The 16,894-nt window shown below is 71.9% G+C and carries 11 protein-coding genes; all 11 read right to left on the reverse strand.

Features of this window, described 5'->3' with window-relative positions; genetic code table 11:
* Nucleotides 1-232, reverse strand: a 232-nt coding sequence (locus IT371_10055; GenBank protein ID MCC6747990.1) for a dioxygenase, incomplete at its 3' end; no start/stop codon positions are given.
* An 83-nt stretch (nucleotides 233-315) separates the two neighbouring features.
* The gene (locus IT371_10060; protein ID MCC6747991.1) at nucleotides 316-1,014 is read right to left on the reverse strand and encodes a pirin family protein; all 699 of its coding nucleotides are present in this window, start codon (nucleotides 1,012-1,014) and stop codon (nucleotides 316-318) included.
* 115 nt (nucleotides 1,015-1,129) lie between these two features.
* Entirely contained in the window at nucleotides 1,130-1,795 is a 666-nt protein-coding gene (locus IT371_10065) for a hypothetical protein (protein MCC6747992.1), read from the reverse strand.
* Nucleotides 1,796-2,068: 273 nt separating this feature from the next.
* Nucleotides 2,069-2,674: a hypothetical protein gene (locus IT371_10070; GenBank protein MCC6747993.1), complete on the reverse strand. Its 606-nt coding sequence runs from the start codon at nucleotides 2,672-2,674 to the stop codon at nucleotides 2,069-2,071.
* Nucleotides 2,671-3,222, reverse strand: a complete 552-nt coding sequence (locus tag IT371_10075; GenBank protein MCC6747994.1) for a heme NO-binding domain-containing protein — start codon at nucleotides 3,220-3,222, stop codon at nucleotides 2,671-2,673. The genes IT371_10070 and IT371_10075 overlap by 4 nt, the downstream gene beginning before the upstream one ends.
* A 167-nt stretch (nucleotides 3,223-3,389) precedes the next feature.
* A complete protein-coding gene (locus IT371_10080) occupies nucleotides 3,390-4,151 on the reverse strand; it encodes a hypothetical protein (protein ID MCC6747995.1) in 762 nt (253 codons plus the stop codon).
* Between the two features lie 10 nt (nucleotides 4,152-4,161).
* Nucleotides 4,162-5,271, reverse strand: coding sequence for an alpha/beta hydrolase (locus IT371_10085; GenBank protein ID MCC6747996.1), 1,110 nt, complete (start codon nucleotides 5,269-5,271; stop codon nucleotides 4,162-4,164).
* 31 nt (nucleotides 5,272-5,302) lie between these two features.
* A complete protein-coding gene (locus IT371_10090; protein ID MCC6747997.1) occupies nucleotides 5,303-6,892 on the reverse strand; it encodes a hypothetical protein in 1,590 nt (529 codons plus the stop codon).
* 238 nt (nucleotides 6,893-7,130) lie between these two features.
* Nucleotides 7,131-15,293 (reverse strand): CHAT domain-containing protein, encoded by an 8,163-nt coding sequence (locus IT371_10095; GenBank protein ID MCC6747998.1) that lies wholly within the window; start codon nucleotides 15,291-15,293, stop codon nucleotides 7,131-7,133.
* On the reverse strand, nucleotides 15,290-15,844 hold the full coding sequence (locus IT371_10100; GenBank protein ID MCC6747999.1) for a DUF1318 domain-containing protein: 555 nt from the start codon (nucleotides 15,842-15,844) through the stop codon (nucleotides 15,290-15,292). The genes IT371_10095 and IT371_10100 overlap by 4 nt, the downstream gene beginning before the upstream one ends.
* Nucleotides 15,845-15,846: 2 nt before the next feature.
* The coding region (locus IT371_10105; protein MCC6748000.1) for a hypothetical protein at nucleotides 15,847-16,894 on the reverse strand (1,048 nt) is incomplete at its 5' end.

The following is a 16,894-nucleotide window of genomic DNA, read 5'->3' on the forward strand; positions in this document are numbered from 1 at the left end:
CGTAGAAGTCGTAGACGAGCGGCACGGGCTGCGTCGCGCCGAGCGAGGTCGGGCGCGCCTCCCAGTGCGCCGAGACCATGAGGATGCTCTTCGGCTTCGGCATGGCCTTCGCCCAGGCCGCGAGCTCACCCATCCAGACGGCGTCATCGAGCAGGATCGGTGCGCCGTGCGCCGCGAAGATCGCGGGCATCCTGGCTTGGGGTGTCTTGCTCTTGTCGTTCTGGGTCGTCATGGCTTCTCGCTCCCGACGCGAGCACGAGGCCGCCATGAACGGCAAGGCCCCGAGCGCGTACAGCAGTTCTCTTCGGTTCATCGTCATGCCAGGTCGAACACGAGGACCTCGGCGTCCTTCCTACCGTGAAGCGCGAGTCTCGACTCGCCGGTCACCGCTGCCCCATCCCCCGCCTCGAGCGGGGTGCCGTTGAGTGTGACTGAGCCGTGCGCGACCTGAACCCACGCTCGTCGCCCGGGCTCGAGCTCGTGCTCCGCCGATTTCCCTTCCGACAGCTTCGTCGCGTAGAGCGCGGCGTCCTGATGAATCGTGACGGAGCCATCCCTCCCGTCGCGGGACGCGACGAGCGCGAGTCGATCGCGAAGTTGGTGCGGCTCGAAGGCTCGCTGCTCGTAGCCCGGCTCGAGACCTCGCTTCTCGGGAACGATCCAGATCTGGAGGAAATGGACGCGATCGGCCTTCGAGTGATTCCACTCGCTGTGCACCACGCCCGTCCCGGCGCTCATGCGCTGGACGTCGCCCGGACGAATGGTGGAGCCGTTTCCCATACTGTCCTTGTGCCCGAGCGCACCCGAGAGGACGTACGAGATGATCTCCATGTCCCGGTGCGGGTGAGCACCGAACCCAGCGCTCGCGTTCACCCAGTCGTCGTTGATCACCCGCAGGGCGCCGAAGCCCATGTGCGCCGGGTCGTGGTAGTCCGCGAACGAAAAGGTGTGCCGGCTGTCGAGCCAACCCGCGTCGGAACGGCCTCTTTCATCTGCATGCCGAACGGTGATCATCGATTGCGCCTCGACCGATCCCCAAGCATTGGTCGTGCCGACGCGAATAATTATGTATTTTAAATGGCTTATATTTCGCGCTGGCCCACATCGAAACTCGTTTTGATATACGAGCCTATCCTTTTGATAAGTTGCTGTCTGCGCCGCGGACAACTCCGTCCCGCAGAACGATCTGCACCGCTTCGGGACGGAGGTTCAGCCGGAGCCCGCTCCCGCGTACGGCCTGCACCAGGTTCTTCGCCTCGCCGTTCGGCAGGGCCTTCGTAAACGGGTTCGTGAGCTTGTACTTGAGGTCCTTCTGGTCGGGGCTCGTCGGCTTCCTGTTGAGCCCGCCAAGCTTCCAGATGCCCGTGGCCACGTCCGCCATCGAAAGGGCCTCGCCGGGGCGTTGCGCGAGGGCGGCCAGCGCCAGGATCGACTGCGCTGCAGGTGGTTCGGCGGCGCGGTAGGGATGTTTGCAGCGGCAGCGACCGACGCCGGCCTCGGGCGCGCATTCCGCCGCCGCGGAGCAGGTCACCCCGCAGCCGCGGCAGTTGTGGACGTCGCGCGCGAGCTCCGCCTCGCAGCCGTCCTCGTCGTCGTCGTTCTGCTCGAAGCCCGGCAGCTCGTCGAGCTTCTTGCCGGCGCCGGTTCGCTTCCCGTTGCAGTTGGCGAACCCGGGGGCGCACTGGATGAGGCAGGTGCCCGCGCGGCACCGCCAGAGCCATCCCTTCGAGCGCCAGCGTACCCCCTTCGACGCCCGGAATGGCTCTCGCCTCCCGTCCCAGGGAACGACCGTCACCGGCGGGATCGGAGGGCGCGCAGCCGGCCAGAGCCGCGCCCAGAACCGGGAGGCCGACAAGACATAAACGTATGAATGTACGGCTCTTAGACCCCTGAACCCGTGCCGCCGAGCCTCGTCCGAACGGGCGTCGGACGGTGCGATTTCCGTCCGACGCTGTGGGGCCCGTGGGCATGTCGTCGACGGTGGCAGCGGGTCATTGATTGATCAATATTCAGAATTTTAGCTTACATGTTATTTGTTGATTATAAACGTCGGTCTTCCGAAGGTCCGCTACCGGTCCGGGCGCTTCGCCGCGTCGATCGTTCGCTGGAATTCCTGCCGGTCGCGCGCCAGCTCGGCCTGAAGCTCCGCGAGCTGTCGCGTCCGCTCCCGCACCCGATCCTCGAGCACGGCGTTGAGCTGCCGTAGCTCCTCCGCGAGGCGGTTCGCGTCCGCGATGGCCGTGCGCTGGGTCTGGAGCAGGAAGAGGTAGTCGGCCACGGGATCGAAGATCGCGAAGTCCCGCAGCGAGATGCCGAGCGTCTTGAGGACACCGACCTCGGTGACCCAGGGGCTGCCCACGAAGGCGACGAGCGGCTCCTGCATCAGACAGTAGATCTGCCCCTTGAGCACGAGCTTGGGCACCGCCACCGCCTGCAGCAGGAACATGCAGTGGGCGTTGTGCACCAGCTCCTCGTAGCTCGTGGTGAGCTGCGGCCTCCGGACGAGGAGGTGGTTGGCGATCGGCTCGCCGGGGCAGAGGCCCGGTAGCACGCGCGAGAGGGCCTCTCCGACCTGGCGGACGCACAGATCCTCGCCGACCACGAAGTGGAAGGGAAAGAGGGCGCTGAAATCTCTCGGCGCGAGGCCGATCTCGGGAGTCGTAGGGGTCGTCATGCGGTGCCGTACCGGACGATGAGCTCGTCGTGGTCGTGGCCGTCCTCGCGTCGCTTGTCGACGGTGACGTGCACGGTGGTTTGAAAGCGCGGGCCGAGGCCCCGGATGAGACCCACCACGAGCGGCAGGAGCCCGCGGCGGCTCGAGTAGTAGTGCAGGCGCACGACCCCATCGCCGTGGTCGGTGCAGCGGAAGGACGGTGGCTTGAGCTCGGGGAAGCTCAGCCCGACGCGGACGTGGAGGTTGTCCAGGTTTTCGAGGAACTCGACCACGCTGTCCCCGGCGAGCTCCAGCATCTCGCCGTAGCCTTCCTGGGCCGTGTAGGTGATCCAGTGCCCGCCGAAGTCCTCGAGGAGCTCGTCGGTCGTGCGCCCAAGGAGCTCGGAGGCGGCGGCGAGCAGGCGTTCGGTCAGCTCGTCGGGATACGGGCTCAGGGCCACGAAGGAGTCGAGCTCCATCCCGGCCCGGCTCCGCACCTGATTCCAGACGTCGCGTCCGTGACGGGATACCAGCAGATCGCGGAGCGCCTTGTTCACCAGCCCGTACATCGCCGCCTCCCGTCCCGTCTCCCCGCCCCCCACTACCATACCCGTGTCGTGCGGTGCCGGCTGCGGAAAAAACAAGGGCCGAGCCCGCCGACGCTCTCGGCAGGACCCGGCCCTCGCTGGCGGCGGCTGCCCCGGTAAGCCCCTGCGGGCTCACCGAGGTCACGCCCCTAGAAGAAGGTGAAGACGTCCTGGTTCTGGTTCCGACCGAAGTCCGGCATGTCCGGTCCGTAGATGCAGACGCCGAAGACGCGCTCGTTGGCGTTCGTCTCGAGGCTGCGCTGGAAGCCGCGCGGGTCGCCGCTGCCGTAGGCCCCGAGGCCGACGAGCTGCGACAGGCTCTCGCCGCGGTCGCCGATGGGCACGCCCGAGATGACCGAGGTGCAGTTGAAGCCGCGCTGCCCCATGGCGTTCTGGATGTGGCCGTCCTGGGCCCAGCGCCCCTCGTCGTTGCCCTGCTCGCGGGCGGCGTTGGAGAGCATCGTGCGCAGCTTCTGTCCCTCGGAGGGGGTGAGCTGGATCATCGCGCTGTAGAGCTTGTTCGCGCTCGGACGAAGTCCGTAGCCCCAGTTGCGCAGGCGCCAGTTGTTGGTGCCCTGGAGGTACTGGAAGTGGATCAGCTGCCGGTCGAAGATGAAGAGCGAGTGCGTGCCGCCGCCGTTGCCGATGTGGCAGACCTCGAGCACGTTGCTGCGGTTGTGCAGGAGCTGCTCCATGGCACGCAGATCCTGCGCGCCGCTCACGTTCAGGTAGACCCGGTTCGCGCCGTTCGGGCACTGGCGGGTGTAGGCCCGGACGTCGTTCCGCTGGCCGTAGGTCTGCAGCGCCTGCCGCCAGGCCGCCGGAGAGTTGTTCTCCTGGGCCAGGGCCGGCCGGGCCAGAAGCCCACCGAAGAAGAGGGTCAGAGCAAGGGCACGGTTGAAGCGTCGCATCGGTGTCTCCTTAGTTCCCTGCCCGGGGCGCATTCCCGGGTCGGACGTTCCGTCCGAGGAAGTTCACGATCTCGTCCACCATCTGCCGGGTGGCGCGTTCAGTCGCACGACGGTCGATCTGCGGGAGGAAGTCGTCTCCCCCCATTCGCTTGGCAAAGCCGTGGTCCACGCCCTCGATCTCGACGAGCCGCACCGCCTGCGGGTTGGCCTCGGCGAAGCGGCGGGCGTAGTGGATCGAGACGGCGCCGTCCTCGGTCCCGTGCAGGACCAGCGTCGGCTTGCGGATCCCCGTCTCCATCTCGGTCTCGCCGATCGGCTGCGCGGCGAGGTCGCGCATGATGGCGAGGTAGCTGAGCTCGCTCTTCAGGCGGCGCGTGCCGCGGGCGTCGCCCCCATGGGCCCCCTGCGCGCGGGCCAGGTCGGCCTCCATCTGCCCCTTGTACCCGTCGAGCTGGGCCAGGAGCTCCGCCTTGGCGGGAAGGCCCCGCTGTCCGGTGAGCTGCTTGTAGTACGAGTAGAGCATGTTCACGGCCGGGGCGAGGCCGACCACGCAGGCCACCTTGTCGGGGTATTTCTTGGCCAGCAGGTTGGCGAGCTTGCCGCCGAAGCTGTGTCCCACGAGGACCATCGGGCCGGGGGAGTTCTCGAGGATCTCGCCCGCCTTCTGGAGCTGATAGGTCATCGTGTGCAGCCCGTCGTCCTCCATGCGTCCGAGGAGGCCGCGCCGCACGGGACGGAGCCAGGGGGACTTCACGTCGAAGCAGATGCCGCGGGAGCCGAGCTCGCGCGAGATGCGGTCGTCGAGGCCGTTGCGGGGCTCGCCGCCGAGGCCGTGCAGGAAGAGGAAGTTGTAGGTCGGCTGGCCCTGGCCGACGCGCCAGTGCTCGTCGGCGGGGGCTCCGTCGCGGGCCGGCTCGGGGGCCTGGACGTGGGCGCGGGCCTCGGCTTGGTTGATGGGCGTCGTCCCGGCCTGGACGCGGATGCGCGGCTTGGCCCCCTGGTTCTGCTGCTCGCCGAGCTGGCGGCCGTTCTGGTGGTCGAGCTGGCGGGCCTGGACGGAGCCCGACACGAGCAGCGTGAGGGCCGCGGAGCCGAGGATGAGGATGCGAAGGCGGGTCATGAGATCCTCCAAGCGAAAGCGCGTAGCGCGTCTAGGGGTTGGCCGGGGGGAGGGGGGGCGGCGGCGGCGGAAGCGGCATTCCACCCTCTCCGTGGTTCTCGGCGGGCGGCAGGTTCGCCGTCAGCTGGGCGTACTCCGCCTGCGTGATCGCGCCCCGGGCGAGGCTCAGGTCAGCGCCCATGCGCGCGAGCTGCGGCGCGGCCAGGCGGATGGCGTGGGGGACGGAGCGCACGAGCTTGTCGCGCTGCTTCTGCGTGAGCGTGCCCGCGGTGAGCGCGGCATCGGCCATCGCCTTGCGGTGGGCCGGGTGCGCGACGCTGATCAGCTCGTAGGTCCGCTGGGCGGCGTTCAGGCCGCGGAGGCGCCTGGTCGCGCCCCACTCCGTGGCGAGGTAGTCCAGGTGGTTCGCCGGGGTGGTGACCGGCCCGTGGAGCGCCGTGACGATCGTGCTCTCGCCGTACTTGTTGATCGAGCGGAGGCCCAGGATCGCCTTGCCGTCCGGAGCGCGGCTCGCCCCCTCCATGAAGTTGGGCTGCCCGCCGGGGAAGCTGATGATGCGGCCGTCGATGCGCTCGGCGTTGATGTTGCCGGCCAGGTCCACTTCCAGCGCCGTGTTCACGGCCACCATGCGCTTCTGGCGCGCGATGACGGCGGGGTCGTTGACCGTCAGCATCGACTCCATGCGCAGGCGCTCGTTGTTGTTGGCCAGCGTGTAGAGGTTGTTCGTCCCGAGGAGGAAGCTGAAGACCGCCTCGGAGACCTTGTGCTTGGGCCGGCCCATCACGTCCACGACCCAGTCGGAGCCCATCTCGCTCCAGATGCGCAGGCGCTTGTTCTTCATGGCCTCGCCGATCGCGACGAGCGAGCCGCCGATGCCGACCTGGAGCGTGGAGCGACGGTTGTTCGGGACGAGGCGGCCGATGTTCTTGGCGATCGCCTGCTCGGAGACCGTCGGGGCCATCTGGGTCAGCTCGGCGAGGACCTCGTTCCCCTCGACGACGGCGGAGAGCTGGCTGATGTGCAGCTTGTTGTCCCCGCGGGTGCGCGGCATGTTGGGGTTGATCTCGGCGATGACCTTGCCGCCGGCGCGCAGGGCCGCATTGATGGCGGGCATGGTCAGGTCGCTCGTCGGGCCGAAGCTGACGTAGCCGTTCGCGTCGGGGGGCGTGGCGCGCACGACGACGGTGTCGATGCCGAACTCGCCCTGGTTGATGCGCTTGGCGAGCGCGCCGAGCGAGTCGCGGTGCAGCGTGGCCCAGCCACCGGTTGCCGCCTCGCGGTTGGACATGGAGACGAAGAAGAGGTTCGGGTGGAACTTCTCCGAGACCTCGCGGCCGAAGTTCACGGCGCTCGCGAAGGTGGACATGTAGAAGGCGTTGGTGCGCCCCTCGCGCTGCTGGGCGAAGAGGCGGATGGGACGAAGGATGCTGGTGGGCATGGCCGAGCCCACGGCGAAGTACACGTTACGGCCCACCATCCGGGCGGCCTCCTCGGCCGTGACCACGGGGGGCTGCGCCTGGCCGCGGGGGGCCTCGGCGCGCGCGAAGGCGCGGCTGGTCGGAGCGAGCAGCGCGGCGAGCCCGACGAGGGCCAATAGCCGAGCATTCCTGTGCAACGTCATGGCGTTCTCCTGCCAGAGGCGTGAAGTGATGTGGGGCAGGGGCATCCCCTTCCCGGCAGGGACGAATTGCAAGGCGAGTGCCGGAAGGCAAGTGGCGAAGATCCCGAACCCTTCGTGATATTCGGTTCTTGGCGCTACCACGGAAAACGGAGGCCCCCCCCGAAAGAGGGGGTTTTTCGCACGCGAAATCGGAGAGGGGGGAGGGGAGGCGCGCGGTGAGGCGGAGATCGGCGGGCGATCAGCGCCCGAGGCCGTCGAGGCGGAAGCCGGCCCAGAAGGCGGGGTGCGGGAAGCGGCGGCGGAGCTGGAGCTGCGCGGCCTGGAGCGCGAGCTCAGGGGAGAGCCCCGCGGCCAGGCGCCGGAAGAGGTGCTTCATCAGCAGCGCGGCGCCGAGGTCGCTCACGCGATAGAGCGTGGAAAGAACCTGGCGCGCGCCGGCGAGGAAGAAGGCCTGCGGCAGGCCGAGGAGATGATCGCCGCCCGCCAGAGGTCCGAGGCCGCTCTCGCAAGCGGAGAGGATCACGAGCGGCCCCGCGAGGCGCAGGGGCAAGACGTCGAGCAGCGACAGCTCTCCGTCCGCGAGGCGCAGCGTGCTCGCGAGCGGCCGGTTCGGCTCGTAGCGGCCGTGGGTGGCGAGGTGCAGGGTGGTCGCGGCCTTCGCCTCGGCCAGGAGCCGCGCGCGCGTGGCCTCGGTGGCGCGCAGGAGCCGGGCCCCGGGGAAGCTGCGGGCGAAGGCGGCGGCCTCGTGCGCGACGAAGGGGAGCGGCGCCTCGACGCCGGTGGCGAGGCTGACGCTCAGGGCGCTCGCGCTGCCTGCGGCCGCGGTGGGCGCGGCGAAGCGGAGGGCGTTCAGCCGCGAGAGGAAGGCGAGCGGTCGGCGCGCGACGAGCTCGTCGCCTCCGTCGTGGAGCGCCGCGAAGGGCAGAAGGTGCAGGGGCCCCGACGGGACGAGGGTGAGGGGAGTCGGGTCGCCCTGCGCGAGGGCCGGGCGGAGCAGCCAGTCGTAGAGACGGCGCGCCGCCTCGCGGGAGGGATGAAAGCGGGTGACGAGCTCTCGAAAGCGCTCCACCTCGCGGGTCAGCCGCTCCCGGCCGACGGGGACGCGATGGAGGGTCAGGCGACCGGCCCGGAGCGCGAAGATGAGCAGGCGGCGCCGCCCGACGTGATAGCAGAGCATCACGCGGTCGCGCGGGAGCTGCGGTGCGAGCTTGGCGAGCGGCCAGACCTCCGAGAGCGCGAGGTCGGCGAGGCGTGGGTTCAGCGCGGTGAGGGCCTGCCGGGCTCCCGCGAGCTCCGCGCCGAGGCGCTCTACCTCGGCCTCGGCGGCGCGTCGGGCGGGGGGGGCGGCGTCACGGGTGCGGGTCGCCGCGCTCCGCGCGGCCTCGAGCGAGACGGCGAGCGCGAGCACGCGTTCGAGGGCCGGGCGGAGCGTGGCGTCCTGGAGCTCCTGGGCCGAGCTCGTGAGGAGGTCCACGAGGAAGCGACCGCGCAGCCGTTCGAGCAGGTCCAGGGCCGGTTCTATCGCCCCGCGGTCCACCAGCGTCTGGATGAGCTCGTCGTAGAGCTCGTCGGGGTCGTCGTCCACCTCCGGGCTGCCGATGGCGCGACGCAGGCGCGGCGGCATCGGCTCGAAGACCGCGAGGCCCTCGGTGAAGGCGCGCTCGGCGCCGCGCAGATCTCCCGCGAGCCGGAGCGCGCGTCCGCGCCAGAGCGAAAAGCGCCAGAGCCAGGGGCGGAGGCCGAGGCGCGCGGCCAGCGCGTGACCGGTCTTGAACTGCGCGAGCGCCTCCGCGTGGCTCCCCGCCCTCAGGTGAAGGCGGCCGAGACCGAGGTGCGCCTTGAGCGCGTTGAGCGGCGCGCCGATGGCGCGGCTCAGCGTCAGGGCCTCGGTCAGCGAGGCCCGGGCCTCCTCTCGCCGGCCGAGCTGCTCCTCGGTCAGACCCAGGTTGGCGAGCGAGAAGGCCTGACCGAGACGGTCGTCGCGGCGTCGGTCGATAGCCAGCGCTCGCCGGAAGCTGGCGCGCGCCTCCTCCAGGCGACCGGCGAGCCGGTACGCGTTGCCGAGGTTGTTGTGGGAGGCGGCGACCTCGTTGGGCAGCCCGAGTCGCTGCGCGAGCTCGAGCGCCTGCCCGAGTGAGCGGAGCGCCCCGTCGGTGCGGCCGAGCGTGGCCAGCACCGTCCCCTTGGCGTTGTGGAACTGGAGCTGGCGAAGGGGGCTCGGGCCTGCCTGCCTCAGCCCTTCGTCGGCCTGGGCCAGCGCGCGCTCGTGGGCGCCCTGGTAATAGAGGTTGTTCACCAGCTCGAGCAGCGCGGCGTCCTCGCTCGGGGTCTTCGCGGTGCGGGCCAGCTCGAGCGCGCGCCGGGCCTGCGTCACGGCGGCGGCGTAGTCCCCGCGGGCCCCTTCGAGGCGGGCCCGCTCGAGGAGCGCGTCCACGCGGGTCGCGGGCGTCGGCGCGTGCGCCTCGGCCAGGCGGACCGCCTCCATCGCACGCCCGTACTCGGAGAAGCGGGAGCGCTCGAGCTGCGCCACGCGGACGGCGGCCTCGGAGGCCGTGGCTCGCGCCGCGGGGGTGGGCTTTGGCCCGAGGAGCGCGGTGGCCACCTCGAGCTGTTCGCGTGCGTAGGCGAGCGCCTGCCGCGCGTCCCCCTTCTCCTCGGCGATCACGCTGCGCTGGGCGTAGGCCGGCCCGGCGAGGAGCGGTCGCCTCACCTCGCGGTAGAGCGCGATGGCCTGCTGGTTGACGGTCAAGGCCTGCTCGAGCTGCTTCGTGCGAAAGCGTAGCCAGGCCATGCTCTGCAGCGCCTGGACCCACTTGGCCTGGGCGGCGAGGCGCGCGGGACCCTTTGGTGCGGTCTGGATCGCGTCGGCCCGCAGCGCGACGAGCTCCTCGAGACGCGGAACCGCGCGGGCGTAGTCCTTGGTCAGGGTGTACGCGTTGCCGAGGTAGAGGAGCGTGCCGTCGCGGTACTTCCGGTCGTCGAGGCGACGCTGGTGCAGGAGCGCGCTTTCGAGGAGCGCGATGGCTTGCGCCTGCTGGCCGGCGTTCGCGGCCCTGGCCCCGGCCATCACCGCGGGCTCCAGCGCGGCCCGCGCGAACACGTTGGCCGCCGAGCCACCGAGGCCGCCGTCGCCGTAGAGCGGAAGCTCGAGCTCGCGGGCGAGGCTCGCCGCGGCGTGCTCGGCGTGGTCCTGGGACCGCACGGCGAGCCGGCGGGCGAGGGGGTCGAGGGAGGGCGCGCGCGAGGGGAGCGCGACGGAGGGCATCCCCATCGCGTGCAGCAGCCGGAGCAGCGCCTGTCGCTGCGCGCGCTGATGACGGGGGGTGAGCTCCGGCGCGGTGAAGACGATGAGCCGACCCCGGAGGGGCTGCCCGAGCCGGCGCGCCAGGCGCAGGTCCGCGAGGCGAGCTCCGCGGTCGCCCGGCAGGAGGAGCCGGAGGTTGGCGGGGCTGCCTCCGTCGTGGCGAAGGGGCGCGGCCCAGACGAGCAGGCCGGCGCGCTCCAGCGGGAGCTCCGAGCCGGCGAGAGTGGCCTGGGCGCGGGGCAGGGCGGTGATCTCCGGGGCGCGCGGCTGAGCCAGGGCCCCGTCCCCGACGAGCTGGACCTTGTCCGGTGGATTCGCGAGCGCCCTGGCCGTGGCCTCCGGACCCACGACCAGCGCCGGTTCGGCGGAGACGTTGCGCGCGGCGCGGGCCACGACGAGCTCGGTCAGGCCCTCGAGGCGCACGACCTCGACCCGCGGGCCGAGGAGCGCCTCGGGCTCGAGCGCGGGGTCGAGGCGTCCGAGATCCGCGTACACGCGCTTCGCCCCCGCGGTGAGGGTGCGCAGGAGGCGCGCGACGGCGGCGCGTCGACGGTCGAGGGAAGTGGTCGGGGTCGCGGTCCCGGCCGGCAGGGCCTCCGCGCGCAGCTCTCCCTTCGGCGTAATGGTGACGAGCCACGCGGCGTCGCCGTGCACCAGGGCGGTCACCGCCAGCTCGTCCCGCTCGAGCGCCCCTCCCACCGTCGCCGGCACGACGGGCTCGACAGAAAAGAGACGCCCCACGCGTGGCGCGGCGCGCTCCAGGATGGCCTGCGCCTCGAGCACCTGGCGCTCGGCGAGAGCCAGCCGGGTCCGCCAGGCCTCGCGCTCTCGCCTGGGGCGGAGCGGCTCCTGCGCCGCGAGGACGCGCTGGTAGCGGGCCGAGGCCGCGAGCAGCCGCGCCAGGGGCTCCCTCGCGGGGCCGACCGCCGCGGGCCCCGCGTCGAGCAGGGCCTCGACGAAGGCGCGCTGTTCCTCCTGCTCGGTGAAGGAGAGGGCCGTGAGCCATTGCCGCTCGGCGAGGGCCAGCTCGACGGCCCGCGCGAAGAGCGCGCGGCGCGAGCGGTCGTGCTCGCCGCGGTCGGCGGGCGGAAGGAGCAGCGGCGACCGGGTGAGAAAGCCGTCGACGGCGGCCTGCATCGCGCGCAGGTCCCGACGCCGCCAGGAGAGCTCCGCGGCCACGAGAAAGCGCGTCGGGCCGAGCTCGTGCTCCACGGCCAGCCGGGCCAGCGCCTGGAGCAGCCGGGTGCTCGGGTGCGCCTCGAGCTGGCCGCGGGGCGTGAAGCGCGTGGCCACGTGCGCCAGGTTCAGGCCGGCCAGAAGGTGCCGGCGCAGGCGTTCGACAGGGGTGATCGGACGATGGAACCGATCGATCGCCGCCTCGCCCGGCTCGCTCGCGTCACGCTCTCCGTCGGCGAGGGGGCGCGTGGCCCGGAAGACGCGCCGGAGCAGGGACATGGCCCGCCGGTAGGGGGCGTGCTCCGCGGCCAGCCGCTGGGTCGCGCGCTCGGCGGGAGCGCCGGTGCGGGGAGGCCCCAGGGGCGCGCCATCCGGCAAGTCCGCCCGCTCGAGCTCGAGGAGCGCGAGGTCGGTCCAGAGCGACCAGCGCAGGCGCGCCGGCAGGAGCGGGGGCTCGCCTCGGGCCTCGGCCTTCGCACACCACGCCTCGGCCTCGGTGAGGCGGCGGTGGGCCGTCACGAGCGCCGCGCGGTCACGCGTCGACTCGGTGAGCAGCGCCTCCGCGCGGTTGAGGGCGAGCGCGGTCTGCGCCTCGAAGGTGCCGCCCTCGGGCTTGAACGGCTCCTTGCCCTCCTCGCCGCGCTGGGCCCGCTCGGCGAGTCGAAGCGCCTCGTCGACGCGGCCGTGGAAGCGCTCGAGCTCGCCGAGGCGCCGGTCCGCGAACGCCAGGCGGTTGTGGAGCAGCAGCAGCTCCCGCCGGAGCTCGGGGTCCTTGCGCTGCGCGAGCGCCGCCTTCCGCAGCTCGAGACGGGCCGCGAGGAGGCGTCGCACCTCCGGCCAGCTCCGCTCCGCCTCGTAGACCAGCTCGCGCAGGGCCTGTTGCAGGTACGCCTCGTCCCGCCCTTCGAAGCCGAACGGGGCGCTGCTGCGGCCGGCCGGCCCGATCGGCGAGTAGTCCTCCCGAGGCGGCGTCCCGTGGCGCGCGAGCTCCGCCTCGGCGTCGCGCAGGCGGGCGAGCGCCAGGTCGTGCGCTCCCTGGAGCAGGAGGTTGTAGGCCACGCTGCGGCTCAGGCCGGAGAGTTGCGTCTTTCGCCCGAGCCGCGCGAAGAGCGTGCGCGTTTCCTCGAAGAGGCGCGTGGAGGCCTCGTAGTCCCCGGCCAGGTGCGCGTTGAGCGCCAGCCGAGCGGTGACCTCGGCCTCGAGCCGGGAGAGGCGCAGCGAGCGCGCCAGGACCAGCGCCCGGTCGAGCTGTCGGTCGGCCACCTCGTAGTGGCCCGTGGCTGTCGCAGCTCGCCCGTAGATCAGATGGAAGTGCGCCCAGCGCTGCGGCGATCTCGAGGGGAGGTTGAGCTTCTCTCGCGCCGCGCAGAAGCCGTAGGCCTGGCGCCAGCCGTTGCCGAGGTGTGCAAAGGCGTTGCACAGGTTCACGAGCAGGTCGGCTTCGGTCTGCAGGTCCTGCTTCGCGTCGTTCAGCCCGTGCGCGCGCTCGTAGAGCAGGATGGCCTCCTCGAGCCACCCCTGGCGGAGCTGGCCGGCGAAGCGCTCGCGCATCTCGTAGACCCACCCGAGCGTGAGGTGTCCGAAGGGGCTCTGCGGCGCCAGGTCCACGGCGCGCTTCAGGTGGACCTCGGCGCGGTCCAGGTCGGAGGGGGCGAGCTTGCCGCCGAGCGTGGCCAGCAGGCCGAGCGCGTAGTGGCCGAGGAAGTCCCCGGGGTCCCGCCGCAGGCGGTCGCGATAGCGGGCCTCGAGGGCCCGGTGCTGGCCGCGCGCCGCCTCGAGAAAGATTAGCCGCCGGTGCGCTTGCACGACGGAGTCGTCGAGGGCGAGCAGCCGCCGGTAGCGCTTCTCGGCCAGAACGCGTTCTCCGTCGCGCTCGAGCTGTGCGCCCTCGAGCAGGGAGAGGCGGACGTACTCGGAGCGGGCCTGCCGCGCGTGCTCGTGCCCGGGCTCGAAGGTGCGGAGGATGCGCTCGTAGGCCGAGAGCGCCTTGCCGTAGAACTCGAGCGCCGCGCCGAGCCGTCCGGTGCGACGGAGCTCCTCCGACCGCGCGAGCGAGAGGCGCCCGAGGGCGAAGGTGGCGTGCGTCCGCTCCTCGAGGAGCTCGGGGTAGCGCGCGGTGACCTCGTGGAGGGCCGCGATGGCCAGCTCGAGCTCGCCGGCCTGCTCGTGGAGCGCGGCGATGCGCTGCTGGGCCAGCGCCCCGAAGAGCCTGTGGCGCGGAAAGCGGTCGATGAGACGCCGCAGGCGTTCGATCTGCTCGGGAGCCGGGAGGCCGGCGAAGAGGCCGAAGACCTCCTCGGAGGCGCGGCGGAGCCAGCGAACCTCCTTCGGGGCGCGCACGAAGAGGCCGAGGTAGTACTCGGCCTGCAGCGTGGGCTCCTTCAGCCGCGCGAAGAGGGTCCCTAGGCGCAGGTACGCCGCCGCGGCCTCCTCGCTCTCTTCGGCGTAGCGGGAGAGGAGCTCCTCGTAGGTGGCGATGGCGGCGACGGTCGCGCCGGAAAGCCGTTCGAGGTCCCCCCGCCGGAGGAGGTAGTGGGCGCGCACGGCGGCCGTGGTGCGTGGCGCGAGAGTGATTCCGCTGAGCCGCTCGAGCGCGGCCTTCGCGTCGCGCGGATCAAAGGGGCGTCCCCCGGCGCGGGCCTCGGCGCGGCGGCGATCCACGGGGAGCGCCGCGAGGTCGATACGGGCCAGCCACGCCACGCCGCTCTCCTGCGGCGTGCCGCGCGTCGCGCCCCGGTCGAGCGCCGCGAGCTCGGCCTCGGCCTTGTCGAGCTCCCCGAGCTCCCGGTAGAGCGTGGCCGCCTCGTAGCGGGCGCGCTCCGCCTCAAGTCCGGGGCCGTGCTCGACCACGCGCCCGAGGCCGAGGAGTCGGTCCCAGGGGTCCGGGGTTTTCAGGGCCAGCGCGAGCTGCGCGCGGGGCGAGGCGAGCCGCGGCACGAGGCCCGAGAGGGGCAGCAGGCCGACGTCCAGGCTCTCTCCGCGCTGGCTGGTGAAGACGACCCCGGCGGCGTGGACCTGCGGAAAGAGCGCCGTGTAGCGATCGCTCGTCAGCTGGCGGGCGAGGGCCATCGCTGCCGCGGGGGACGGCGCGGCGAGCGCGGCCCGAAGGTCCAGCTCCCAGAGGGAGGCGACGTCGCCCGTCTCGGCGCCTCGCCCCGGTGCGCCGCGGTGGAAGCGCGAGAAGACCAGCCGCTGCCCGTCGGGGCTGAAGGAGGGAAAGCCCGCGTGGTAGTCCCCCGTGGTGAGGATCGTGAGCTGGCCGTCCGACAGCCGCAGCAGCGCGAGGCGGCCGCGGTTCGCCTCATCGAAGCGCGTGAACGCCAGGTACCGCCCGTCGGTGCTCGGCGCGGGGTGCGTGCACCCCCAGCCGGTGAGGGCGGAGGTCCGTCGCGTCGCGAGCTCGACTCGCACGATGCGGCTCTGCCCCTCCGGGCCCGCGGCGTAGTAGATCGCCTGGCCGTCGGGAGAGAAGGCGGGGAAGCTGTCCGCGCTCTCGAGGCCGGTGAGCCGTTCGGCGCGCCCCTCGCGCCAGAGGACGAGATCCCCCTTCACGTCGTGCTTCGTCGAGACGTAGACCAGGCTCCGGTCGTCAGGCGCCCACGCCGGCTGCGTCTCGGCGCTCACGTCGCTCGTGACGCGCAGCGGGACCCCGGTCGTGAGGTCCTTGATCCAGATGTCGAGGCTCCCCTTCTGGCTCCCCGCGTAGAGGAGCCGCCGGCCGTCGCGCGAGAGCCGTCCGTAGAGCTCGTCGCTGGTGAAGGTGGCGAGCCACGCCGGCTGGCCGAGCTGGTGCACAGGTCGCGCCGGACGGAACTCGTCGAGCACGGAGCGACCCGACGCGCCGCGGGTCGCGCACCCGCCGAGGGCGAGGAGCGCGGCGACGCAGGGCAGGGCCGCGGAGCGTTCGACGCGACCCCTCATCGCCCGCCCGCTCCGACGACCGTGCGCCACCGTCCGTCGGGCTCCTGCACCCGCTCTCCCGGCTGCGAGGCCTGCACGTTCAAGCGGTGGAAGATGCGGCGCAAGAGAGGTAGGTCGCGGTCGCCGAGCTCGGGGCCGAGCTGGAGCGCGCGCTTGAGCAGCACGGTCCGGTCGCGGTTCTCTCGCTCCACCAGCTCCTTGGCGCGGGCCAGCGCCGCAGGTTCGGTCGGCGGTGCGAGCAACACGAGCAGGCCGTCGTTTCCCTCTCCGGCCACCTGTTGGCGCTTGAGTTCGTCGAGGTCGTCGCGGTTGAACTCGCGGCTCATCAGGGCGTCGAGCGCCTCTCGCTCGAGGGGGCTCAGCGCCTTGCGCGGCGCTCCGGAGCGCACCGAGGAGGCGAGGACCAGCTCCTCTTCGAGGCGGTCGAAGGTGCCGAGGATCTGGTTTTCGAGCTGGGTCTTCTTGTCGAGGACCACCGGCTTGACCACCGCACAACCGGAGGAGGGAAGGAGCGCGAGGGCGAGAAACCAGCAGGCGCGGGGCGAGAGCATGGTCATTTCTCCGCGGGCAGCTTGGGGAGCAGGGGGAGGATGTTCAGGCGACGGATGCGGTTGCGGCGGAGCTGACTGCGCAGGTAGGCGCCGATGGGCTCTCGCGCATCCATCTCGATGTCCATGTTCAGGTTGCCGTGGTTGATCCAGACCGAGACCAGCCGCACCTGGGGCTTGGCCACCTTGATGTACCAGGCCGCGAGGAGCTTGCGGTTCTTCTGCACGCTCTCGTTCAGGCCGCTCGGGTCGAGGTAGGCGAGGAAGGCGTCCAGCATGTCGAGGGAGAGGCGCGGGATCTCGACGCGGGCCTCGAGCTCCTGGGCGCGGAGCGCGTACTTGACCTCGGCCAGGGCCGAGAGCTCCGCCCGCTTCCCCTGCCGGAGCCCTTCGGGGTCGAGCTCGCGCAGGTTGACCCCGGTGAGCTGCGTGCGCAGGTTCACGCGCGCGTCGAGGGGCTTCAGGCTCACGAGCTGAGCCGCGAGGGCGGCGGTGATGTCCCCGCCGAAAAGCGCGACGTAGAGACGGTCGAGCTCGAGTGTGCTGTCCGAGAGCGCCAGATCCGCGGAGAGCTTGCCCACCCGCACCTGCCGTCGCGCCGAGGAGAGGAGGTGCCCCGCCTGGTTCGCCTCCACGAGCTTCTCGTCCAGCTCGACCCCCGCGAGCGCCAGGCTCGCGCGGCGGGCGGCGTAGGGGCGCAGCGCGCCGTAGAGCGCCGAGGCCGCACCTTGCGTGAGGACCGAGCGGCGCGGCGGAGGGAGGAGGCGGTCGGGGCGGCGGAGGTCGAGCAGGATCGCCTGCCGCAGCGGGATGTCCGCGTTCAGGTCGCGGAGGTGCACCAGCCGTTCGCGCCGCACGAGACCGCCCGCCTCGCGCGGCTCGGTGGCGAGCTGCCGTAGCCAGAGGTGAAAGGCCTGAGCGAGAAGGCGTCCCTCGAGCTCGAGCCGCTGTCCCTGCTCGTGCCGCACGCGGAGGGTCAGGCCGGCCTTCCCCGAGGCGCGCACGTTGGGCCAGACGCGGCTCGAGGAGGCCAGGTGCCCGCTCCGGGGCAGC

The organism is Deltaproteobacteria bacterium, from assembly GCA_020848905.1.
Lineage (GTDB): Bacteria > Myxococcota_A > Polyangia.